Source organism: Streptomyces sp. NPDC054975, from assembly GCF_053609105.1.
Window position 1 is genome coordinate 1 of sequence record NZ_JBSGWV010000048.1, and the last position, 21,054, is coordinate 21,054.

The following is a 21,054-nucleotide window of genomic DNA, read 5'->3' on the forward strand; positions in this document are numbered from 1 at the left end:
CGGCTGGGGGCTATGTTCGAGCGCTCCGGGGGGGCCGCGGGGGGCTGGGTTACGCGCCACCCGCCCGCGCGCCCCCTCCGCGGGGGCGTGTAGCGCACGCCCTTACGGGCGGAAGCGCAGCACCTGCGGGTCGTGGTCGCTGTTCTGGTCCGCGAACTCCGCGTTGATGTGGACGCTGTCGTACTCGAAGTGGCCGACACCCGGGCTGGTCAGGATCTGGTCGAGAACCTGGCTGTTGCCCTGGAAGACGTACGAGTACCGCTCGGAGCGCGGCAGCGACTTCACCGCCGGGTAGAGCGCCCCGCCCTCCGTCAGCGCGTTCGTCGTCCCGGAGAACTCGAAGTCGTTGATGTCACCGACGACGAGGACGTCGGCGTCCTTCCGGATCGCGAGGACGTCCTTGACGAAGGCGTTCACGGACTGCGCCTGGAGCAGGCGCTTCGCCTCGGAGGAGCGGACCGGCGGCTGGTGGTGCGAGGTCAGCGACTCGTCGCCGCCCTTGGAGCCGAAGTGGTTGGCGATCACGAAGACCGTGCGGCCACGGAAGGTGAACTCGCCCGCCAGCGGCTTGCGGCTGTTCTCCCAGGCCGTGTCGGCCGGGTCGATCCGGCCGGGGGAGAGCGTCAGCTCCGGACGCCCGCTCTCGCCGCGCACCACGTCCGTCGCGGCCGCCGCGTTGCCGCCCGTGCGGTCGGTGAACGCGACCCGCTCGGGGTTGAAGAGGAAGACCTGGCGGATGTTGCCGCCGGGCTCGCCGCCGTCCTTGTTGTTCTCGGGGTCGATCGAGCGCCACTCGTACGCCGGGCCGCCCGCCGCCGCGATGGCGTCGGTGAACTTCTTCAGCGTCTGGTCGGCGGCGACCGTGCCGTCGTTCTTCGCGCCGTTGTTGTCCTGGATCTCCTCCAGGGCGAGGATGTCGGGGGAGGCCAGGTTGTCGACGACGGCCGCCGCCAGCGCGTCGAACTTCTCCTGCGGGTCCGACGGGTCGAGGTTCTCGACGTTGTACGTCGCGACCGCGAGCTCGTTCTTGTGCTGCTTGTCCGTGGTCTCGCGCTCCAGACCGCGGTCCACGACCGTGCCCAGGGTGCGGGCCGTCAGCGTGTAGCCGCCGAACTGGTTGAAGTCCAGCGGGCCCTCGGTGGTGCCGGAGAGCACGTCACCGACGTTCGCCTTGGGGAAGGGCTTCTCGGCGATCGGGGTCAGCGACTGGATCTGGAGCCGGCCGGTGTTCTGCGAGGTGTACGAGCCGTAGACCGTGCCGCCGCGCACGTTGCGGTTCTCCCAGGGCTTCACCGTCACCCAGAGCTCGGAGTACGGGTCGGTCGCGCCCACCACGCGGGAGGTGCCGACGCGGACGTTGGTGCCCTCCAGGGACTCGTAGTAGTCCAGGGCGTACGTGTCCGGGCGCAGCGTGAGCCCGTTGATGGAGCCGGCGGCGGCCGGGTCGCCCTCGGGGGCGTAGGCGCTCGGGACCGACGAGGCGGAGATCGTCACGGGGGCCGGGAGCGGGTTCCCGGAGGAGACCACGGTGACGGTCGGCTTGGAGATCTGCGTCATCGACTGGTTGCCCGAGTTCAGACCGCCCGGGACGTACTCGCCGACCAGGCCGTTCACGCTGACGGCGTCGCCGACGGCGACCTTCGGCACGGAGCTGGTGAAGACGAACAGGCCCTCGCTGGTGGCCGGGTTGTCGTCGGCCTGCGGGTCCTGGATCCAGAAGCCGCGCGATCCGTAGGTCCGTACGCCGGTCACGATGCCCGTGACGCCGGTCACCTGGGTGCCGACGAGGGGCGAGACGCGGGTGGTGCCCTGGATGTCGTGGATACGGACGGCGGCGGTGTCCTCGGCCACGGCGCTGCCGGAGGCGGCGAGCAGGCCGGCGGCGAGCGCGGCGGACACGACGGCGGCCACGGCCGCGGATCTCGGTATGGAGGAAGGCATCAGGGTACTCCGGAGGCGCTTGGATGTTCGGTCGGTACATCTACGCGCGTCAATCTCTTGGCTCGACGGGGCACTTGTCAAGGGTCGACGGGTGTACGAAGGCTGACAGCTCCGTGAACCGGAGGGAGGGGTGGGAATTGCGTCTACGCTGAGGCGCGTTCAGCCCGTACGTTCAGCTCGTACGTTCCGACCGTACGTCCAGCCCGTCCGGCCCGTCCCGGCCCTTGCGCCGACCGCGCGGCCGCCCAGGCTCACACGCCCTTCGAGGAGAAATCGCAGATGGCACCGGACCGCCCCACCCTGCCCCCCGTTCAGTTGCACTCGGACGCGGAGCTGGCGCGGGAAGCCCTGGCCACGCCCCTCCTGTCCCGCGCGGCGAGGCTCGCCCGCTGGGCCGGACCCGAGACCCGGGTCGGTGCGGGCGGCGAACTCGTCGAGGAGCAACTGCCGGCAGCGGCCGAGGTGTTGGGCCTCGCGGAGGACGAGGACGGCGAGGCGTACGCGAGCGAGGCGTGGCGCCTCGCGGTCGACACCGGGCTCGTGGACGTCGAGGACGGCGACGACGACACCCCGGGCGTGGCGACCGCGGGCGACAACCTCGCGCTCCTCACGGGCGGGGCGCCGCGCGACGTCCTCGCGATCTGGCTCGACGGCCTGGACGTCGTCTTCGCCGACGCCACCGCGCCCCTTCTGGACGACATCGCGGACGTCATCGGCGAGGACGGCGAGATCGACTTCGAGCGGCTCGACTGGAACCCGGAGGAGGAGGCCGAGTTCCTGGAGGGTGTGCTCGGCAACCTCTACCTGCTGACCGTCGGCGAGAGCGGGCCGGGCGACGGTCCGGTGCCGCTGCCGGCGCTTGCCGCGTCGATGATCGTCCCGGACGACATGGGCGAGCCGACGGACGACGTGCTGGAGCAGGTCTCGGAGGCGATGATGCGCCTCGACGACCAGTTCCGGCTGCTGGAGCCCCTCGGGCTCGTCGAGTACCAGCCCGTCGACGAGGCGCTGATGGTCGAGGAGGGCGAGGAGGAGCCGGCCTCCCAGCCCGAAGGGACCGACGAGCTCGACGAGGAGGACGTGAGCCGGTACGGCATGGTCCGGCTGACGCCGCTGGGGCTGTACGGCGTGCGGGCCCGGATGATGGAGGCGGGCGTGGACGCGCCGGCCGTCGGCGAACTGGCGGACAAGGGCGCGGACGTGCTCCTGGACGGGCTCGCGTCCTACCCCGAGAGGGCGGCGCGCGCCGAGACCGTGGGCTGGCTGGAGGGCCGTGACGCGGTGGGCGCGGCACGCGAGCTGCTCGGCGCGGCGCGGGGCGCGGACGCCGGCTCCCCGCTGCGGCGGCTCCACTGCCAGCAGGCGCTCTCGCTGGTGGGCCCGGAGGCGGAGCCTGCGGTACGGGAGGTGCTCGACGACCCGGAGCTGGGCGGGCTCGCCCGGGTCTGGCTGGCGGAGCGCGGGGCGGCGGACGTGCCGGCGCCGTCCGAGGCGATGATCTTCTGGCTGGCGATCGACACGATCGCGGCGCAGCTGGACGCGCGGGGGGAGCTGGACGAGCTCCGGGAGCTGATCGAGGGCCTGACGGGCCGGCACAGCGGCTTCTTCGAAGCGGCGTGGCGCGTCGAGCACCCGGCGACGGCGGACGTCCTGGAGGCGATGGGCCGCCTCCACCCGGACAAGACCGCGGCGAAGGAGGCCCGTAAGGCGGCCTTCAAGGCGAGGTCGCGCGGGGGCGCGTGACGTGTGGCCGGGGCCGGGGCCGGGGCGCACGCGCGTGGGCCCCGCCCCCCGGCCTGGGCCGTCCTGGAGGCGTTACGTCCGGAGGTGGGAGGCGCCGTTGAGGTCCAGGATGGTGCCCGAGGACCATTCGGCCTGCGGGGAAGCCAGCCAGAGGACCGCGTGGGCGATCTCGTGCGGGGTGGCCACCCGGCCGAAGGGGCTCTGGGCGCGGATGGCCTCGCCCTCCGCGCCCGTGAGGCGGGGGCTGACGCGTTCGGTGCTGAAGAAGCCGGGGGCCACCGAGGCCACGGCGATGCCGTGCGGGGCCAGGGAGACCGCCAGGGACTGGCCGAGCGCGTGGACGGCGGCCTTCGTCGCACCGTAGGCCGGGTGGTCGGGCTCTCCCCGGAACGCGCCCCGGGAGCCGATGTTGACGATCCGGCCGCCACCGCCCTGGTCGATCATGCGGCGGGCCGCCAGATGACTGAGGTTCGCCGTGGCGAGGAGGTTCACCGCCACGTGCCGCTGCCAGACCGCCACCCACTCCTCGTACGGCGTCTCCGGCAGAGGGTGCCGTTCGTTGACCGCCGCGTTGTTCACCAGGACGTCGATCCCGCCCAGCGCCTCCGCCGCCGCGTCCGCCACCGCCGCCGCGCCCTGCGGGTCCGCCAGGTCGCCGCCGACGAGCGCGTGGCCCGTGCCCGGGAGGGAGGACAGTGTCGCGCGGGCCTCTTCCGCGCGCGAGCCGTAGTGCACCGCCACCCGGTCGCCGTTCCCGGCGAAGGCCTGGGCCACCGCTCGGCCCAGTCCCCGGGAGGCGCCGCTCACCAGGACACGCCGACCGGTGTCGGGCAGGTTCATGGAAGGCCGCCTCTCTGTTCAACTGTCGTTTATACGCGGGCGGGAGCGTGTGCCCGACACCGGGTGACGACAGGGAGACGACCACGCCATGCCTCTCAACCGCCGAGAGTTCGCCAAGCAGTCCACCGCCGCCGGAGCGGGCCTCGTCCTGACCGGTACCGTCGCGGCCCTCGCGACCGCCCCCGAGGCGCTCGCCACGCCCGACGACCGGATCGAGGAGCAGGCGTCGCACGGCGACCGGCACCGGCTCGGCTACGGCCCCCTCGTCGAGGACCCCAAGGGCGTGCTCGCGCTGCCCGCCGGGTTCTCGTACCGCGTCCTCACCCACAGCGGCGTCACCACGCTGGAGTCTGGTGAGTTCACCCCGCAGAAGCACGACGGCACCGCCACGTTCGCCGGCCCCCGTGGCACGACGCTGCTGGTCAACAACCACGAGCTCAAGGGCCCCCGCTCCAAGTGGGCGCACCCGGTCCCGCTCACCGAGGGCCTCGTCTACGACCCCGCCGCGGCCGGCGGCTGCACGGTCGTCGAGGTGCACCGCGACGGCACCGTCGCCGAGTGGGTCGGCATCGCCGGCACCTCCACCAACTGCGCCGGTGGCCGCACCTCCTGGGGCACCTGGCTCACCTGCGAGGAGAACTCCGACCGGGCCGGCGAGAACGGCATGACCAAGGACCACGGCTACGTCTTCGAGGTCGACCCGCGCGACCGCCGCGCCAACCGCGACCCCAAGCCCATCAAGGCCTTCGGCCGCTACGACCACGAGGCGGTCGTCATCGACCCCAAGCGCGGTCACGCCTACCTCACCGAGGACGCCGACGAGCCCAACGGCCTCTTCTTCCGCTGGGTGCCGCCGCAGGGCTTCGAGCACGGCCGGGGCAAGCTCCGTACCCTCGCCGACGACGCCGGTGTCCTCCAGGCGCCCCGCTGCATCGACTCGGGCGGCCGCTTCGTCGACGACCTCTCCCGCGCCACCCGGATCGGCACGGTCTACGGGGTGGACTGGCTGGACGTCCCCGACCGCGACGGCCGCGAGGTCGAGGTCCGCCGGCAGTTCGGCCCCGACGAGGTCACCCGCGCCCGCAAGCTGGAGGGCATGTGGTGGGCCGACGGCGGTGCCTACATCGTCTCCTCGTACGCCCGTGACGAGAGCCCCGGCGCCGCGCACGACGGCCAGGTCTGGTTCTACGACCCCAAGCGCCGCACGCTGACCCTCCAGGTCCTGCTCGGCGTCAACGCCGACCCGGACAAGGACGGCGCCTACGACGGCCCGGACAACATCACCGTCTCCCCCTACGGCGGTCTCGTCATCGCCGAGGACGGCGAGGGCGTGCAGCACCTCTTCGGCGCCACCGAGCGGGGCCGTACGTACCCCATCGCCCGCAACGACCTGAACGACAGCGAGTTCACCGGCGTCGTCTTCTCGCCCGACGGCGACACCCTCTACGCCAACATCCAGGACCCGGGCATCATGGTCGCCATCACCGGCCCCTGGCGCCGCCAGCCGCGTCGCTGAACCCTCCCGGAAAAACCCTTGGCGGGTGGGCGTGCCACCCGCCTAAGGTCATCCCCATGCACCTCCCGGTGCGCCGGCAGCGGCTCCTTCTTCCACGAAATCACGCCGCCGCCTCTTTGATCTCGGGAGGCACAGCATGGACACGAGGGTGCCCGGTGCGCAGGCGACGGATACTTCCTTGGATCAGCAGGTTGCGGGTTCGAGTCCCGTCACGCCCCTCGGGGTGTGTAGCTCAATCGGGTAGAGCAGCCGACTAGCACCGTCGCCGACTCCTGATCTCGGGCACCCTCGTCGTCCTCGCGCCCTGTGCCGTCCCCGCACGCATGAATTCGGGGGAATTCACATGGCACGCTTCAACCTGCGTACCACCCGCGCCCGCACCACCTCGCCCGTGGTCTCCACCGGTCGCGCCGGCACCCATCAGGGCGGCGCCGGTCACCTGCGCGAGCCCAGGTCCGAGCTCTTCCTGCTCGCGGTCGCCAACTTCGTCACGCAGCGGACCTTCTACGAGAGCGGCGAGGAGCGCGACGACCGTTTCGCCGCCCTCGTGCGGAAGCTCGCCGTCGAGGACCCGGAGTGGACCGCCGGACTGCTCGGCTGGCTGCGGCGCGACGCCCACATGCGCACCGCCTCCCTCGTCGGCGCCGCCGAGTACGTCAAGGCGCGCCTCGACGCGGGCGTGGAGACCGGCCCCTCCAACCGGCGCGTCGTCGACTCCGTCCTGCTCCGCGCGGACGAGCCCGGCGAACTGCTCGGCTACTGGACCTCCCTGTACGGACGGAACATCCCGAAGCCCGTCAAGCGTGGCGTCGCCGACGCCGTACGCCGGCTGTACTCCGCGAAGTCCCTGCTGAAGTACGACACCGACTCCAAGGGCTACCGCTTCGCCGACGTCCTCAACCTGGTGCACGCGAGCCCCGACCCCGCGAAGGCGTGGCAGGGCGAGCTCTTCCGGTACGCGCTCGACCGGCGCCACCACCCCGAGACCGCCCTCCCGCCGGCGTCCAGCCGTACCCTCACCGCGCACCGGGCCCTCATGGCGCTGCCGGTGGAGGAGCGGCGCGCCGTGGTCGTCGGACCCGACGGGGCGCGGCGGCTGGCCGAGGCCGGGATGACCTGGGAGGCGCTGGCGGGCTGGTTGCAGGGGCCGATGGACGCGGCGGCCTGGGAGGCCGTCATCCCGTCCATGGGCGCCATGGCGCTCGTGCGCAACCTGCGCAACTTCGACCAGGCCGGGGTCTCCGACGAGGTCGCCGCCCAGGTGGCGGCGAGAATCGCGGACCCCGAGGTCGTCGCGGCCTCGCGCCAGTTCCCGTTCCGCTATCTCGCCGCGTACCGGCACGCGCCGTCCCTGCGCTGGGCGTACCCGCTGGAGCAGGCGCTCGGCCACTCGCTGGCGAACGTGCCCGCGCTGCCCGGTCGGACGCTGGTCCTGGTCGACCGCTCGGGTTCCATGTGGTCGCCGCTCTCGGACCGCTCCGAGCTCAACCGGGCCGACGCGGCCGCCGTGTTCGGCACGGCCGTGGCGATGCGGGCGGCCGACGCGGACCTGGTGGAGTTCGGTACGCGCAGCGCCCCGGTCACGTACCAGGCGGGCGAGTCCGTGCTGAAGGTCCTCGGCCGCTTCGGCGACCTCGGCGGCACCAACACCGCCGAGGCCGTGCGCACGCACTACAAGGGGCACGACCGGGTCCTGATCGTCACCGACGAGCAGACGTCCTACAGCCGGCGCGGGGAGCCGACCGCGCAGGTGCCGGAGCACGTCCCGGTCTACACCTGGAACCTGGCGGGCTACCGGGTCGGCCACGGGCCGTCGGGGACCGGTCGGCGCCACACCTTCGCGGGGCTGACCGACGCCGCGTTCCGGATGGTTCCGCTGCTGGAAGCGGGGCGCTCGGCCGACTGGCCGTGGGTGGAGTGACGAAGGGCCCGCCGGTCCAAGACCGGCGGGCCCCTTCCGTAGCAGCGGTCAGAGCGCCTGCGCGGCGGGCTTCACCATGCCGCGGACCGTCCGCGACTTCACGAACTCGCCCATCGCCGTCATCTCCCACTCGCCGGAGAACTGCTTGATGAGCTTGGCCATCATCACGCCCGTCTGCGGCTCGGCCGTCGTCAGGTCGAAGCGGACCAGCTCCTCGCCGGTCGCCGCGTCCATCAGACGGCAGTACGCCTTGGCGACCTCGGTGAACTTCTGGCCGGAGAACGAGTTCACCGTGAAGACCAGGCCCGTGGTGTCGGCCGGGAGACGGCCGAGGTCGACGACGATGACCTCGTCGTCGCCCGCGCCCTCGCCCGTGAGGTTGTCACCGGAGTGCTTGATCGCGCCGTTCAGGATGGAGAGCTTGCCGAAGTAGCAGCTGTCCTGGTGGTTGCGCTGCGGGCCGTACGCGATGACGGAGGCGTCGAGGTCGATGTCCTTGCCGCGGTACGCGGGCTCCCAGCCGAGGCCCATCTTGACCTGGGAGAGCAGCGGACGGCCGCCCTTGACCAGGGAGACCGTCTGGTTCTTCTGGAGGCTGACCCGGCCCTTGTCCAGGTTGATCTTGCCCGTGGAGACGGGAGCGGCCGGGGCGGCCGGGGGAGCGGAGGGCGGCGGAGGCGTCGGGGCGGCGATCCGCGGGTCCACGGGAGCCGACACGGGCGGAGCGGGCGGGGCGGGCGGTGCCACCGGGGCGGCGGCGGGCGCCGCGGCCGGCTCCTCGTCCACCGAGACGCCGAAGTCGGTGGCGATGCCCGCGAGGCCGTTGGCGTACCCCTGGCCCACCGCGCGCGCCTTCCAGGCGCCGTTGCGGAGGTAGATCTCGACGACGACCAGCGCCGTCTCCGTGCCGAGCTGCGGCGGGGTGAAGGTGGCGAGGACGCTGCCGTCGTCCGCGTTGCGAATCGTCGCCGTGGGCTCGACGCCCTGGAAGGTCTGGCCCGCGGCGTCGGGGCTCGCGGTGACGACGATCTTCTCGATGCCCGGCGGCACCGCGCCGGTGTCCACGACGATCGCGTCCGGAGCCGTGCCGCCGCCGGAGCGGTAGGTCACACCGGGGCCGGTCGGCTGGTTGTAGAAGATGAAGTCGTCGTCGGAGCGCACCTTGCCGTTGGCGCTGAGCAGCAGGCCCGAGACGTCGAGCCGTACCGGAGCGGCGACGTCCACCGCCACGCGCGCGGCGGAGAGCGGGATGTTCGAGCCGGGGGTCATAGCGGTCATGCCTGGGGTAACGAGCGAGACAGCTTTGCCGTTCCCTTACCTTCCCTCCCTTCGGCCACTTCGGTTACGCGGGTGGTTCCGGGCCGCCCGCTCGTTGCCGAACTTGTACGCGCCCGTCCAGCGCGCCATGACCAGCTGCGCGTCCCCCGACCCCACCTCCGCCAGGAACTTCTCCGCACGGGCCCCGCGCAGGGTGCCCGCCGCGCGGCCCCGGTGGGTGATGACGACGGTGCCGTCGCCGCGCTGTTCGTAGCTGAATCCGGAAGGTTGTGGCATGGCGGGCATCGTGCCCTTCGGTGGGGAGGTCCGTCATGCGAATTTCCCGAAGATCGTATTCTTTCCGCTCGTGGGTGGGAGCTCTTTCAGGACACGGGACGTGGACGAGGCGCGCCAGGAGATCGACGCGCGCTACTACGCCAACTTCATGGACGTCATCGAGCGGCGGGAACGTCCCTTCGCGGCCACGTTCGACACCGTTGAGCTGGGGCCGCTGGTGATCGGCGACCTGTCCTGCGGGGCCGACGTCCGGATGCGTTTCGGGGAGCTCGGGGCCTTCCATGTCAACGCCCCGCTCGGCGGGACGATGGAGCTGCGCCAGGGCGGGGCCGCGCCCGTGGTCGCGACGGCGACCGAGGCCGTGGTGCTCGACCCCTACGGGGACACGGTCCTGGAGCGCTGGAGCGGGGACTGCCGCACGCTCTCCGTCAAGATCGACGCGGTCGCGCTGGGTGAGCGGCTCGAACGGCTCATCGGCCGCCCGCCGCGCGGCCGGCTCGCCTTCGCGCCCTACCTGGACCTCACCGGCGGCCCCGGTCTCGACTGGGCGCGCCTCGCGCTCCAGGTGGCGCGGGAGGCGCTCGCGGGGGACGGGCTGGCCCAGCACGCACTGGTCGCCGCTCCCCTCCAGGAGGCCCTGCTCAACGGGCTGTTGCTGGCCGCCGACCACCCCTGGCGGGACGAGCTGGCCCATCCGGGCGGCCGGCTCCGGCCCGTGCCCGTCAAACGTGCGATGGACGCCGTACGGGCCCGTCCCGAGCACCCGTTCACCACGACCGAACTCGCCGAACTCGCCGGGGTGGGGGTGCGCCGGCTCCAGGAGTCGTTCCGGGAGTGCGTGGGTATGTCGCCGATGGCGTACGTCCGTGACGTCCGGCTGGAACGGGTCCACGAGGAGCTGCGGGGCGCGGGGCCGGGGGAGCTGAGCGTGAGCGAGGTGGCCTGGCGCTGGGGCTTCACCCATCACGGGAGGTTCGCCGCGCAGTACCGGGCCCGGTTCGGACAGCCGCCGTCCCGGACGCTGCGTTCGGCGACGCGCTGACCGGCGGACCTGCCGCGTTTCGCGGACGGTCGCCGCGCTGAGCGGATCGCGGACGCCCGCGCCGCCGCCGTAACGTTCCCTCCGTCGCCTGTGCCAGCGCATGGAGTGACCCGGGCCCGGCCGGCGCCCCCGCATAAGTCCGGCCGGGCCCTGAGTTCCCGCTTCAGTGCGGCCAGCGCGGCGGCTCCGTGCAGAAGTGGCCGCCGAGGTGCGCGTCCGCCGGGTCGTCCTCCTTCGGCAGCCCCTGTTCGGCGATGATCCGTTCCGCGTAGCGCTCCGAGTCGTCCCGCGGCTCGTAACCGAGCGCCCGCGCCGAGGAAAGGTCCCACCACAGCCGGGTGTTGGCCGAGGAGCCGTACACCACGGTGTGCCCCACGCCCTCGGCCGTCAGCGTCGCGTGCAGCAGGCGGGCGCAGTCGGCCGGGCTCAGCCACATCGACAGCATGCGCACCGACGTCGGCTCGGGGAAGCAGGAGCCGATCCGGACGGAGACGGTCTCCAGGCCGTGCTTGTCCCAGTAGAACTGCGCCAGGTCCTCGCCGAAGCACTTGGACAGGCCGTAGAAGGTGTCCGGGCGGTGCGGGGTGTCCACGGGGATCACCGGGTCGTCGCCCCGCGGCCGTGGGGTGAAGCCGACGGCGTGGTTGCTGGAGGCGAGGACGATCCGGCCCACCCCCTCCTCGCGGGCGGCCTCGTATACGTGGTGCAGGCCGGTGATGTTGGCGGCCACGATCTTCTCGAAGTCGGCCTCCAGGGAGATCCCGGCGAGATGGACGATCGCGTCGACGCCCCGGACGGCCTCGCGCAGCGCCTCGCGGTCGGCGAGGTCGGCGACGATCGCGTCCGGCGCGCCCTCGACGGGCGCGATGTCGAGCAGCCGGAGCTCGTATCCGTACGCGGGCAGCAGCTCGCGCATCAGCGTGCCGACGCCGCCGGCGGCGCCGGTGAGCAGGACGGTACGGGGTGTGGGCATCGGGAGTCTCCGTCCGTGGATCGCATTCACAACCGTGGACACGGTAGGGAGGGTGATCGTCGAGCGTCAAGGGTGCGCACGGACCGTCAAGACCGCATGAGGGAGATGGGTTTGCGCCTTGACCGGCGCTTCGCGGCTGCTCTAGCGTGAAGGCGTTCAAGAATATGGACAACAATCATAACTGTGCACGACGGTGCACGACGGACTTCTCTGGGAGCGCCCGTGACCACAGCCCCGCTCGCCGAACGGCTCGACGGCCTGCTGTTCTTTCCCGTCACCGCCTTCGCCCCGGACGGCACCGTCGACCTCGACCTCTTCCGTGTCCATGTGCGCGGGGGCATCGAGGCAGGCGCCGCCGCGGTCTTCGCCTGTTGCGGAACGGGCGAGTTCCACGCCCTGACCCCCGAGGAGTTCCGCGACTGCGTCGCCGCCGCCGTCGAGGAGTCCGCAGGCCGCGTCCCCGTCGTCGCCGGCGCCGGCTACGGCACGGCGCTCGCGATCCAGTACGCGCGGCTCGCCGAGGAGGCCGGCGCGGACGGGCTCCTCGCCATGCCCCCGTACCTCGTCGTCCCCGACCAGGCGGGGCTCCTGCGGCACTACACCGAACTCGCCGCCGCCACCTCGCTCGACGTCGTCGTCTACCAGCGCGACAACGCCGTCCTCAACCCCGCGACCGCCGTCGCCCTCGCCCGCGTCGACGGCGTCGTCGGCCTCAAGGACGGCCTCGGCGACCTCGACCTGATGCAGCGGATCGTCAGCGCCGTCCGTGCCGAGGGACTCGACCTGCTCTACTTCAACGGCCTGCCGACCGCCGAACTCACCGGACTCGCCTACCGGGGCATCGGCGTCACGCTCTACTCCTCCGCCGTCTTCTGCTTCGCCCCCGACATCGCCCTCGCCTACCACCGCGCCCTCACGACCGGCGACGACACGACCGTGGAGAAGCTCATCGACGGCTTCTACCGGCCCCTCGTCGAACTGCGCGCCAAGGGGCGCGGCTACGCGGTCTCGCTGGTCAAGGCGGCGGTACGGATGGGCGGCCTGGACGTCGGCGAGGTCCGCCCGCCGCTCAGCGAGCCGGCCCCCGAGCACCTGAAGGAGCTCGCCACGATCATCGAGCGCGGCCGCGCACTGCTGGGAGGCGACGCGTGAGGGCCGGAGCGTTCGTCTACCCCTGGGACGTCGCCGGCGACCCGGCGGCGCCCCGCCTCCTCGCGGACCTCGGCCTCACGAGCGTCACCCTCGCCTCCGCGTACCACTCCACCCGCGCCCTGACACCCCGCCACCCCCGGCACCGGATCGTCACCGCCGAGCACGCGGCCGTCCTCTACCCGCCGGACCCGGCCCGCTGGTCGGGCCGCGCGCTGCGGCCGTACGAGGCCGGGGAGTGGGCGCCCGGCGACGCGTACGGCGAGGCGGGGCGGGCGCTCGCGGTCGCGGGCCTGGAGGTCCACTCCTGGGTCGTCCTCGCCCACAACTCCCGTCTGGGCGCCGAGCGTCCCGAGACCTCGGTCGTCAACGCCTACGGCGACCGCTACCCCTGGGCGCCGTGCATCGCGCAGCCCGATGTCCGCGCCTACCTCGTGGACCTCGCGGCCGAGGCGGCGGTACGGCCCGGGGCGGCCGGCACGGAGCTGGAGTCCTGCGGCTGGTACGGCCTCGCCCACCTCCACGCCCATGACAAGACCGCCGGGGTCCCGCTCGGGGACCGCGAGCAGTACCTGATGTCCCTCTGCTTCTGCGCCTCCTGCCGGCAGGGGTACGAGGACGGGGGCGTCGACCCCGACGCGCTGGCGGCGGCGGTGCGCGCGGCGCTGGAGCCGGTGTGGGCGGGCGGGCCCGCGGGCGGGCTCGGCGCCTTCGATGAGCCCGTGCTCGCGTGGCGCACGCGGACCGCCCGCGCGCTCCAGGAGTCCGCCGTGGCCGCCGTCCGCGCGGCCGCCCCGCCCGGTTTCCGGGTCCTGCTCCACGCCGACCCCGTGCCGTACCGCTGCGGCGCCAACGTCGGGACCGACCCGGAGCACGTGCTCGCGGTCGCGGACGGCGTCGTCACCCCGGCGGCCTCCGTGGGCCCCTTCGGCCGCGCGGCCCGTCCGGAGACCGTCGTCGCGGCCAACTTCGGTGTGGTGACCGGGATGGGTGGTTCCCCCGGCACGCTCGCCGAGGACGCCAAGCGGGCGGCGGCGGACGGCGCGACCCAACTCCGCCTGTACCACGCGGGTTTGGCCTCCGACGCCGACCTGGCCGCCGTCGCGGAGGCCCTGCGGACGCTGGGCTGAGGCGACGGACGCCCGGGCGGGGCCGTGCGGGGCCGGCCCGGGGCGGGGGGCGGGCCCGGGCGCGGCCGGGCTCGACGGGGCGGGCGTCTTCAGGCGTCCGCCCCGACCCGCGTCCCGGCCCCGGCGGAGTCCCTGCGGGTCGCCAGGACGACCGCCCCGGCCAGTCCCGCCGCCGTCAGCAGCGGGAGCAGGACCCGGACGTCGACGAGGGCGACCAGGGCCGAGCCCGCCGCCAGGGCGAGGGCGTTCGGCACGAAGAGGAGGGTGTGCGCCGTCGCGGCCGCGCGGCCGACGGCGTCCGCCGGGGACTCCCGCTGCACCGCCGTCGTCGCGGCGACCAGGACGAGCGGCAGGCCCACCCCGATCAGAGCGCTCGCCCCCAGCGCCACGCCGTCGTGCGGGACGGCGCGGGCGCCCGCCGCCAGGGCGAAGAGGGCGAGGCCGGTGGCGGCCACCGTCCGTCCCGTCACCCGGCGCAACAGGGGCCCCGCCGCCAGGCCCGCGACGACCGAGCCGGCGCCCTGGACCGCGTACAGCACACCCGTGTACGCGGGGGAGTGGCCGAGGCCCCGGTCCACGACGGCGTAGATCGCCGCCCCGTTGACCCCGGCGAGCAGCATCGTGAAGGAGCCCGTCAGCACGAGCCGGCGCAGCACGGGGGACGACCGGATGGTCCGTAGGCCCTCCCCGGTGTCGCGCAGCCAGTGCGCCGAGGCCGGGCGGGCCGGCTTCTCCTCCCGTATCCGCATCAGCGCGAACAGCGCCGCCGCGAGGGCGAACGTCGCCGCGTCGAGCAGCGCGACCGGCCCTCCGCCGTACCGGGCGAAGAGAGCGGCCGCGAGCAGCGGGGCGACCAGCTTCACGCCCTCGTTGACGCTCGTCCGCAGCCCGTTGAAGTCCCCGAGCAGCCTTCTGTCGAGCGCGCCCGCCGCCAGCGCGACCTCCGCCGCCTCGTGGACGGTGCCCTGGACCCCGTACAGCACGAGCACCGCGAACAGCAGCCACACCCGGTCCGCCGTGTCGACCCACAGCAGCGCCGGCAGCAGCGCCGCCATCGCCACGTTCGACCACACCATCAGCGGGCGCCGCCGCATCCGGTCGGCGACCGTGCCGAGGAGCGGACCGACGAGCACGGGCGCCCACAGGGCGAACACGGTCAGTGCCGCCAGACTGTCCGAGCCGGTCAGGGACTTGACCCAGATCCCCGACGCGAGCCACATCGCCGTCGAGCCGAAGCCCGACACCAGTACCCCCGTCAGATACAGCCCCGCTGTTCCCTTCATGGCGGCAGCCTGGCCCCTGAGGTGGTCCGACCGGATCGGGCAGATGCCCCAGAGAGGCTGCGCGGCACCGCCTGGCTGGTTACCGCGCGCCGTCCGGCGTGGCACGGGCCACGCGGTTCTCGTACCGGAGGGCGGCGCCCGTCGCCAGCGCGCCCAGGCCCTCCCAGAGCCCGACCCCGAGGAAGCCGGCCGGAGCGCGGCCCGAGACCACCGCGAGGGTGAAGACCGCGCAGGTCAGCAGCCGGAACGGGACCGTCCAACGGAAGAACGGCTTCCAGTCCGCGAACGCGGCCAGGATGTAGTACACGCCCATGTTGAGCGCCGCCATCGAGGAGGCGGTGAGGAAGACGAGGGTGTGGTCACCCTCCGCGCGGCTCGCTTCGGACAGGGGCTCGAAGCCCATGCCGGTGAGCATGGTGTCGGGAGACACCAGACCCACCACCCCCATACCCGCGGCGAGCAGCCCGAAGACCGCCATGGTCCAGCCGGAAGGGGAACGGGGCAGGCGCACGGCGGTCCTCCGCTTTCTCGCAAGTATGTTCCCCGCGAGGCTACTTCAGGCCCCGAGGTGCTACTTCAGCGCCGCCTTCATGATCTTCTGGGCCACCGGGGCCGCGAGACCGTTGCCGCTGACCTCCGAGCGCGCCGCGCCCGAGTCCTCGATCAGCACGGCCACCGCGACCTCCTTGCCGGTGTCCGCGTCCTTCGCGTACGAGGTGAACCAGGCGTACGGCGTCTTGCTGTTGTTCTCGCCGTGCTGCGCCGTGCCGGTCTTGCCGCCCACCTCGGCGCCGGAGATCGCCGCGTTCGTGCCCGTGCCCTTGTCGACGACGGTCACCATCGCGCCGCGCAGCTGCTCCGCCGTCGAGGAGGATACGATCCGCTTCGTCTCTCCGTCCTCGAAGGATTCGAGCGCGTCGCCGTCGGAGTCCACGACCTGCGAGACCATGTGCGGCGAGGCCATGAGTCCATCGTTGGCAATCGCCGCGGACACCATGGCGATCTGGAGCGGGGTCGCCGTCACATCGAACTGACCGATACCGGTCAGGGCCGTCTGCGCCTTGTCCATGTCCGACGGATACACACTCGGATAGGCGCGTACGGGGACGTCCTGCTCCTTGTCGTTGAAGCCGAACTTCTCCGCCATCGCCTTCACCTTGTCCTGGCCGAGGTCGACCGCGATCTTGGCGAAGACGTTGTTGCAGGAGTACTGCAGCGCGGTGCGGATCGTGGCGTTCTCGCAGGGCGCGGAGGGGTTCTCGTTCTCCAGGTAGCGGGTCGAGCCGGGCAGCTTGTACGGGTTCGGGCTCCTGGTCGCCGTGTCGACGGAGCCGTAGAGGCCGTTCTCCAGCGCCGCCGCCGCGACGACCAGCTTGAACGTCGAGCCGGGCGGCAGCGGCTGCCGCAGCGCGCGGTTGACCAGCGGCTTGTCCTTGTCCTCGGTCAGCTGCTTCCAGGCGGAGCCGTCGGTCAGTCCGGCGATCGTGGACGGGTCGTACGAAGGGGTGGACACCATTCCGAGGATCCGGCCGGTCTTCGGGTCGATCGCGACGGCCGCGCCCTTCTTCGAGCCGAGCGCCTGGTACGCGGCCTTCTGTACGGCCGGGTCGATCGTCGTGACCACGTCACCGGGCTCCTGCTGCTTGCCGGTGAGGGCGTCGAGCGGGTTCTTCAGACGGGTGTCGGTGCCGTCCAGGACGTCGGAGTAGATGCCCTCCAGCTGGTTGGCGCCGTACGCCTGTGAGCTGTAGCCGGTGACGGCCGCGTACAGCGCGCCGTCGGTGTAGTCGCGTTTGTACGCGAGATCGCCACCCTCCGTCCTCTTCGAGCCCGTGACCGGCGAACCGGCCACGATGATGTTCCCGAGCGGCTGCGCGTACTGCGCCATCACGTTCCGCCGGTTCTTCTTGTCGTCCGCGAGGGCCTTGCCTTCGTACGCCTGCACCCAGGTCGCCCGGCCCAGCAGGGCGAGCACCAGGAGCAGCGAGAAGACCGAGGCGCGCCTGATCGTCTTGTTCATCCCATCTGCGGGACGAGTGGAAGGGGGCGTTCCGTTCCGGGTGCGTCCCTTTTCTCAGGAAACGTTCATGCGCCGGTGGTGCGGGGGTGACCGACTCCACCCGGGCGCGTACCGCGTGGCATGCGCGGCTCAGCGCGTCCCGACGAAGCCCGACTCGTACGCCAGGATCACCGCCTGCGTACGGTCCCGGGCGCCCGTCTTCGCCAGGACCGCCGCCACGTGGGTCTTCACCGTCGCCGGGCCGACGCCCATCCGTCCGGCGATCTCCGCGTTGGTCAGGCCCGTCGCGACCAGGCGCAGCACCTCCGCCTCCCGCTCCGTCAGCCGGGCCACCCACGGCGGCGCCGCGGGGGGCCTGCGGCGGGCGTGCTCGGCGGCCAGGCCCCGGACCGCCGCCGGGTAGAGCAGCGAGTCGCTGCGGGCGACCAGCCGGACCGCGTCGACCAGCTCCTGCGCGCCCACCCGCTTGAGCAGGAAGCCGGCGGCCCCCACCCGGAGCGCGTCGTAGACGTACGCGTCGTTCTCGAAGGTCGTCACCACCACGATCCGCGGCGGCTCCGCCATCCCCGCGAGGATCTGCTCGGTCGCCCGGATCCCGTCGATCTCCGGCATCCGTACGTCCATGAGGACCACGTCAGGCCGCGCCTCGCGGACCACCGACACCGCCTCGGCCCCGGTCGACGCCTCGCCGACGACCTCCACGTCCGGCTCGGCGTCCAGGATGACCCGCAGGGCGGTCCGCACCATCCGCTCGTCGTCCGCGAGCACCACCCGGATCACCGGGCGCTCCCCAGCGGCAGCCGCACCGTGAGCCGCCAGACTTCGCCCACCGGGCCCGCCGAGGACGTGCCACCGAGCAGGCGCGCGCGTTCGCCGACGCCGCGCAGACCCCGGCCGCCGCCGGGGCGGGTCACCGGGGCGTGGCCGGGCAGGGGGTTCTCCATCGTGATCTCCAACTCGTCGTCGTCCAGGGCGATCCGCGCGGTCACGCGCTCCCCGCCCGCGTACCGGGCCGCGTTCGTCAGGCCCTCCTGCACGATCCGGTACGCCTCCCTCGACACCGCGTCCGGCACCCGGTCGAGCGCCCCGGTCACCTTGAGCTCCACGTGCCGCCCGGCGCCCCGCACCAGCGCGTCCAACGCGTCGAGCCGGGGCGCGGGCAGCTCCCCGTCGTCCTCGCCGTCGCGCAACAGGCCCAGGACCGAGTCGAGTTCGCCGACCGTGCGCCGGGTGGTCTCCTCGATCGCGGCCAGTGCCTCCCGTACGAACTCCACGTCGCTGTCCAGGACCCGGCGCGCCGCGCCCGCCTGGAGGGTCACCGCGCTCAGCGCGTGGCCGACGGAGTCGTGCAGCTCGCGGGCGAGCCGGTTGCGCACGGCCAGCTCGGCGGCGCGCCGCTCGGCCGCCGCGAGGCGGTCCGCCGGGCTCGGCCCGAGCAGCCGGGGCGCCTGCCGGGCGAGGAAGGCGCCTGACCCCGCCGCGACGGCGGCGAGCGCGAGCAGCATCAGCAGCCCGGCCGGGACCCCCGCCCACAGCACCCACGGCCGGTCCAGGCCCCAGAACGAGGTCAGCTCCGACCTCTGGAGCGACGGGGAGAACGGCAGCGCCATGACCGTCACGGCGAACGGCGGAAGGGCCAGCGTCGCCCCGCTGATCAGTGCGCCGATCCCCAGGTGGAGCGTGAACCAGCCCGCCGTACGTACCTTCGCGCTCCGCCCCTGGGCCGGCCCGTCCGCGAGTCGGCCGTTGTCCGTGATTCCGCACAGCGCCCGCGCCGCCGCCACCGACATGGGCCGGGTCAGCGGGAAGAGGGAGGTGATCGCGGCGAGCGGCAGGCCGACGGCGTACGCCCCGAACTGGGTGGAGAGCCCGCCCGCGAACAGCGGCTCCCCGTCGAGGCCCCAGGCCATGACGACGCTGCCGACCAGCCAGTAGGGCATGAACAGCGCGCCGCCCAGGATCAGATGCACCCAGCGGAGCCTGGCCCGTCGTCCCAGGAGCGAGGCGAGCGGCCGTCTCACGCGCCGGCGCTCCGGCGGCGCAGGAAGACGGCCAGACAGCCGGCCAGCAGGAACCCGATGATCATTTCCCCAGCGTAGGTCAGCCGCATCAGGGCCGTGGCCGCCTTGGCGGGATCGGTCTCCGGCATGAACGTCACCAGCAGCAGATAGGCGCCCCAGCAGCCCGTCCCGGCGGAGCCGAGCCAGCCGAGACCCAGCACCGTCCGCACCCGGAGCGACGGGCCCCGGCGGAGGACCAGGGCCAGGACGGAGACCACGGCGACCGCGAGGAAGAGCACACGCATGGCTTCCAGCACGGCGAGATCGGCGTCCCACGCTCCGGTGCGCGCCTCCGGCAGTCCGGCTGCGGAGCCCGCGGCCCAGAGCGTGTGCGTGGTGGCCGGGCCCAGCGCGAGCAGAGCGCCCGCCACGGCCGCGAGGCGCACACCGGCCCCCGGGAGGTGGGCGGGCAGGTCGCCGAGGGTGCCGCGCCAGACCTGGCCCCAGCGGTCGCGGGCGTACAGGACGAACAGGGTGCCGAGCGCGAGTCCTTGGACGATGAAGCCGCCGTAGACGACGGTGAAGACCCAGGGGTCCAGGAAGGGTTCGCGACTGCCGGCCGGTTCGGGGGCGGTGACGAGCGAGACGACGGTCTGTGCCGGGAAGCCGACCATGATCGGGGCGATCAGGCCCGTCGCTCCCCACATCGGCAGGGCGAGCAGCCAGGACGGCACGCGCCGGCCCCACGCCTGGGTGAGCAGCAGGGCGAGGACCACGACGGCGGCGTCCATGAGCACCGTGACGCCGTTGACGGCGATCATCAGGCCCCGGTCGTCGAGCAGCGGACTGCCGGCCGGGATGCCGATCTCGCTCCCCGCCATCCAGGCGATCTTGATCGTGACGTACGGGACGCAGGCCAGGACGGCGAGAACGCGCAGGACCCGGCGGGCGGCGCTCGGCGTGCCGTCGGACGTGCCCCTTGCGGCGGGAAGGGAAGCGGTCGATGTCATGCCGTCACGCTCCCGCGCACCCGCCTCCCGGCACGTCCTGCCCGGCGGTGAACCGCCTCCCCCGCACGGCGGAGAGAGCGGTCCACCCGCAGGTACGCGCGGCCGGGCTCAGAGGCGGCGGGTCGCCAGTGTCAGGCGGTCGCGCGCGTCGAAGAGGGCGTCCTTGATCATCTGCTCGTGCGCGGGGGTGAGCCGGGCCACCGGCACCGAGCAGCTGATCGCGTCCCGGGCCGGGGTCCGGTAGGGGATCGCGATGCCGAAGCAGCGCAGCCCGAGGGTGTTCTCCTCGCGGTCCACCGCGAAGCCCTGCTCGCGGACGAGGTGCAGCTCCTCGATGAGCTTCTCGCGGTCGGTGATCGTGTGCTCGGTCAGCGCCGGCAGCGTCTCCGGGAGCATCTTGCGGACCTGCTCGTCGCTGTGGGTGGCGAGCAGCGCCTTGCCCAGGGAGGTCGAGTGGGCGGGCAGCCGGCGACCCACGCGGGTGAACGGCCGCAGGTAGTGCTGGGACTGACGGGTCGCCAGGTAGACGACGTTGGTGCCGTCGAGCCGGGCGAGGTGGATGGTCTCGGTGGTGTCGTCGGACAGCCGGTCGAGGGTGGGCCGGGCGGCGGCCACCACCTCGTCGCCGTCGATGTACGAGGTGCCGACCAGCAGGGCCCGGACACCGATGCCGTACCGCGTGCCCGTCGCGTCCGTCTCCACCCAGCCCAGCTCGACCAGGGTGCGCAGCAGCATGTACAGGCTGGACTTGGGGTAGCCGACCGCCTCCTGGACGGCGGCCAGCGAGTGCATGCCGGGGCGCCCCGCAAAATATTCGAGCAACTCCACGGTCCGCACCGCGGACTTGACCTGGGCCCCGCCCGTGTCGGCAGTCGACATCGCCCTCACCCCTCGTCCTGGTGCCTCTTGTGGAGTCGGCACACCCGTCAATA

General features: G+C 73.0%; 18 protein-coding genes. 6 read left to right on the forward strand and 12 right to left on the reverse strand.

Going from position 1 to position 21,054, the window contains the following annotated elements:
- Positions 1-102 precede the first annotated feature (102 nt).
- Complete coding sequence (locus tag ACWF79_RS28735; protein ID WP_453731072.1) at positions 103-1,941, reverse strand: endonuclease/exonuclease/phosphatase family protein; 1,839 nt, start codon at positions 1,939-1,941, stop codon at positions 103-105.
- 279 nt (positions 1,942-2,220) lie between these two features.
- Here ACWF79_RS28735 and ACWF79_RS28740 point away from each other — a divergent pair, with 279 nt between their 5' ends.
- A complete protein-coding gene (locus ACWF79_RS28740) occupies positions 2,221-3,684 on the forward strand; it encodes a hypothetical protein (protein WP_453731073.1) in 1,464 nt (487 codons plus the stop codon).
- 72 nt (positions 3,685-3,756) lie between these two features.
- Here the strand turns inward: ACWF79_RS28740 and ACWF79_RS28745 are convergent, their stop codons facing one another.
- The gene (locus ACWF79_RS28745; protein WP_453731074.1) at positions 3,757-4,524 is read right to left on the reverse strand and encodes an SDR family NAD(P)-dependent oxidoreductase; all 768 of its coding nucleotides are present in this window, start codon (positions 4,522-4,524) and stop codon (positions 3,757-3,759) included.
- Between the two features lie 88 nt (positions 4,525-4,612).
- On the opposite strand from ACWF79_RS28745, the gene ACWF79_RS28750 reads away from it, so the two are divergent.
- Both ACWF79_RS28750 and ACWF79_RS28755 read left to right on the forward strand, forming a co-directional pair.
- A complete protein-coding gene (locus ACWF79_RS28750; RefSeq protein ID WP_453731075.1) occupies positions 4,613-6,040 on the forward strand; it encodes an alkaline phosphatase PhoX in 1,428 nt (475 codons plus the stop codon).
- Between the two features lie 343 nt (positions 6,041-6,383).
- The gene (locus ACWF79_RS28755; protein ID WP_453731076.1) at positions 6,384-7,961 is read left to right on the forward strand and encodes a TROVE domain-containing protein; all 1,578 of its coding nucleotides are present in this window, start codon (positions 6,384-6,386) and stop codon (positions 7,959-7,961) included.
- A 48-nt stretch (positions 7,962-8,009) separates the two neighbouring features.
- On the opposite strand, the gene ACWF79_RS28760 is transcribed toward ACWF79_RS28755, so the two are convergent.
- Positions 8,010-9,239, reverse strand: a complete 1,230-nt coding sequence (locus ACWF79_RS28760) for a TerD family protein (protein ID WP_453731077.1) — start codon at positions 9,237-9,239, stop codon at positions 8,010-8,012.
- 36 nt (positions 9,240-9,275) lie between these two features.
- A complete protein-coding gene (locus ACWF79_RS28765; RefSeq protein ID WP_453731078.1) occupies positions 9,276-9,515 on the reverse strand; it encodes a hypothetical protein in 240 nt (79 codons plus the stop codon).
- 100 nt (positions 9,516-9,615) lie between these two features.
- Between ACWF79_RS28765 and ACWF79_RS28770 the strand changes: the two genes are divergently transcribed.
- A complete protein-coding gene (locus ACWF79_RS28770; RefSeq protein ID WP_453731079.1) occupies positions 9,616-10,557 on the forward strand; it encodes an AraC family transcriptional regulator in 942 nt (313 codons plus the stop codon).
- Between the two features lie 163 nt (positions 10,558-10,720).
- On the opposite strand, the gene ACWF79_RS28775 is transcribed toward ACWF79_RS28770, so the two are convergent.
- Positions 10,721-11,530 (reverse strand): NAD-dependent epimerase/dehydratase family protein, encoded by an 810-nt coding sequence (locus ACWF79_RS28775; RefSeq protein ID WP_453731080.1) that lies wholly within the window; start codon positions 11,528-11,530, stop codon positions 10,721-10,723.
- Positions 11,531-11,752: 222 nt separating this feature from the next.
- On the opposite strand from ACWF79_RS28775, the gene ACWF79_RS28780 reads away from it, so the two are divergent.
- Positions 11,753-12,682: a 5-dehydro-4-deoxyglucarate dehydratase gene (locus ACWF79_RS28780; RefSeq protein WP_453731081.1), complete on the forward strand. Its 930-nt coding sequence runs from the start codon at positions 11,753-11,755 to the stop codon at positions 12,680-12,682.
- Positions 12,679-13,809: a hypothetical protein gene (locus ACWF79_RS28785; protein WP_453731082.1), complete on the forward strand. Its 1,131-nt coding sequence runs from the start codon at positions 12,679-12,681 to the stop codon at positions 13,807-13,809. Before ACWF79_RS28780 ends, ACWF79_RS28785 begins: the two co-directional genes overlap by 4 nt.
- Before the next feature lie 89 nt (positions 13,810-13,898).
- On the opposite strand, the gene ACWF79_RS28790 is transcribed toward ACWF79_RS28785, so the two are convergent.
- The 7 genes from ACWF79_RS28790 to ACWF79_RS28820 all read right to left on the reverse strand — a co-directional run bounded on the left by ACWF79_RS28790 (position 13,899) and on the right by ACWF79_RS28820 (position 21,001).
- Positions 13,899-15,092, reverse strand: a complete 1,194-nt coding sequence (locus ACWF79_RS28790) for an MFS transporter (RefSeq protein WP_453731083.1) — start codon at positions 15,090-15,092, stop codon at positions 13,899-13,901.
- 79 nt (positions 15,093-15,171) lie between these two features.
- Complete coding sequence (locus tag ACWF79_RS28795; RefSeq protein WP_453731110.1) at positions 15,172-15,570, reverse strand: hypothetical protein; 399 nt, start codon at positions 15,568-15,570, stop codon at positions 15,172-15,174.
- Positions 15,571-15,663: 93 nt separating this feature from the next.
- Positions 15,664-17,112: a peptidoglycan D,D-transpeptidase FtsI family protein gene (locus tag ACWF79_RS28800; protein ID WP_453731084.1), complete on the reverse strand. Its 1,449-nt coding sequence runs from the start codon at positions 17,110-17,112 to the stop codon at positions 15,664-15,666.
- Positions 17,113-17,241: 129 nt separating this feature from the next.
- Entirely contained in the window at positions 17,242-17,889 is a 648-nt protein-coding gene (locus ACWF79_RS28805) for a response regulator (RefSeq protein ID WP_453731111.1), read from the reverse strand.
- Entirely contained in the window at positions 17,889-19,082 is a 1,194-nt protein-coding gene (locus ACWF79_RS28810) for a sensor histidine kinase (RefSeq protein WP_453731085.1), read from the reverse strand. The genes ACWF79_RS28805 and ACWF79_RS28810 overlap by 1 nt, the downstream gene beginning before the upstream one ends.
- A 47-nt stretch (positions 19,083-19,129) precedes the next feature.
- Positions 19,130-20,122, reverse strand: coding sequence for a hypothetical protein (locus ACWF79_RS28815; RefSeq protein ID WP_453731086.1), 993 nt, complete (start codon positions 20,120-20,122; stop codon positions 19,130-19,132).
- 108 nt (positions 20,123-20,230) lie between these two features.
- Entirely contained in the window at positions 20,231-21,001 is a 771-nt protein-coding gene (locus tag ACWF79_RS28820) for an IclR family transcriptional regulator (RefSeq protein ID WP_453731087.1), read from the reverse strand.
- Between the last annotated feature and the right edge of the window lie 53 nt (positions 21,002-21,054).

What these genes read in the sequence shown, in the direction of transcription:
- ACWF79_RS28745 (WP_453731074.1), bottom strand. Translation starts at nt 4,524, where the DNA reads ATGAACCTGCCCGACACCGGTCGGCGTGTCCTGGTGAGCGGCGCCTCC.
- ACWF79_RS28755 (WP_453731076.1), top strand. Translation starts at nt 6,384, where the DNA reads ATGGCACGCTTCAACCTGCGTACCACCCGCGCCCGCACCACCTCGCCC.
- ACWF79_RS28760 (WP_453731077.1), bottom strand. Translation starts at nt 9,239, where the DNA reads ATGACCGCTATGACCCCCGGCTCGAACATCCCGCTCTCCGCCGCGCGC.
- ACWF79_RS28750 (WP_453731075.1), top strand. Translation starts at nt 4,613, where the DNA reads ATGCCTCTCAACCGCCGAGAGTTCGCCAAGCAGTCCACCGCCGCCGGA.
- ACWF79_RS28775 (WP_453731080.1), bottom strand. Translation starts at nt 11,530, where the DNA reads ATGCCCACACCCCGTACCGTCCTGCTCACCGGCGCCGCCGGCGGCGTC.
- ACWF79_RS28795 (WP_453731110.1), bottom strand. Translation starts at nt 15,570, where the DNA reads ATGGCGGTCTTCGGGCTGCTCGCCGCGGGTATGGGGGTGGTGGGTCTG.
- ACWF79_RS28765 (WP_453731078.1), bottom strand. Translation starts at nt 9,515, where the DNA reads ATGCCACAACCTTCCGGATTCAGCTACGAACAGCGCGGCGACGGCACC.
- ACWF79_RS28820 (WP_453731087.1), bottom strand. Translation starts at nt 21,001, where the DNA reads ATGTCGACTGCCGACACGGGCGGGGCCCAGGTCAAGTCCGCGGTGCGG.
- ACWF79_RS28740 (WP_453731073.1), top strand. Translation starts at nt 2,221, where the DNA reads ATGGCACCGGACCGCCCCACCCTGCCCCCCGTTCAGTTGCACTCGGAC.
- ACWF79_RS28800 (WP_453731084.1), bottom strand. Translation starts at nt 17,112, where the DNA reads ATGAACAAGACGATCAGGCGCGCCTCGGTCTTCTCGCTGCTCCTGGTG.
- ACWF79_RS28815 (WP_453731086.1), bottom strand. Translation starts at nt 20,122, where the DNA reads ATGACATCGACCGCTTCCCTTCCCGCCGCAAGGGGCACGTCCGACGGC.
- ACWF79_RS28735 (WP_453731072.1), bottom strand. Translation starts at nt 1,941, where the DNA reads ATGCCTTCCTCCATACCGAGATCCGCGGCCGTGGCCGCCGTCGTGTCC.
- ACWF79_RS28790 (WP_453731083.1), bottom strand. Translation starts at nt 15,092, where the DNA reads ATGAAGGGAACAGCGGGGCTGTATCTGACGGGGGTACTGGTGTCGGGC.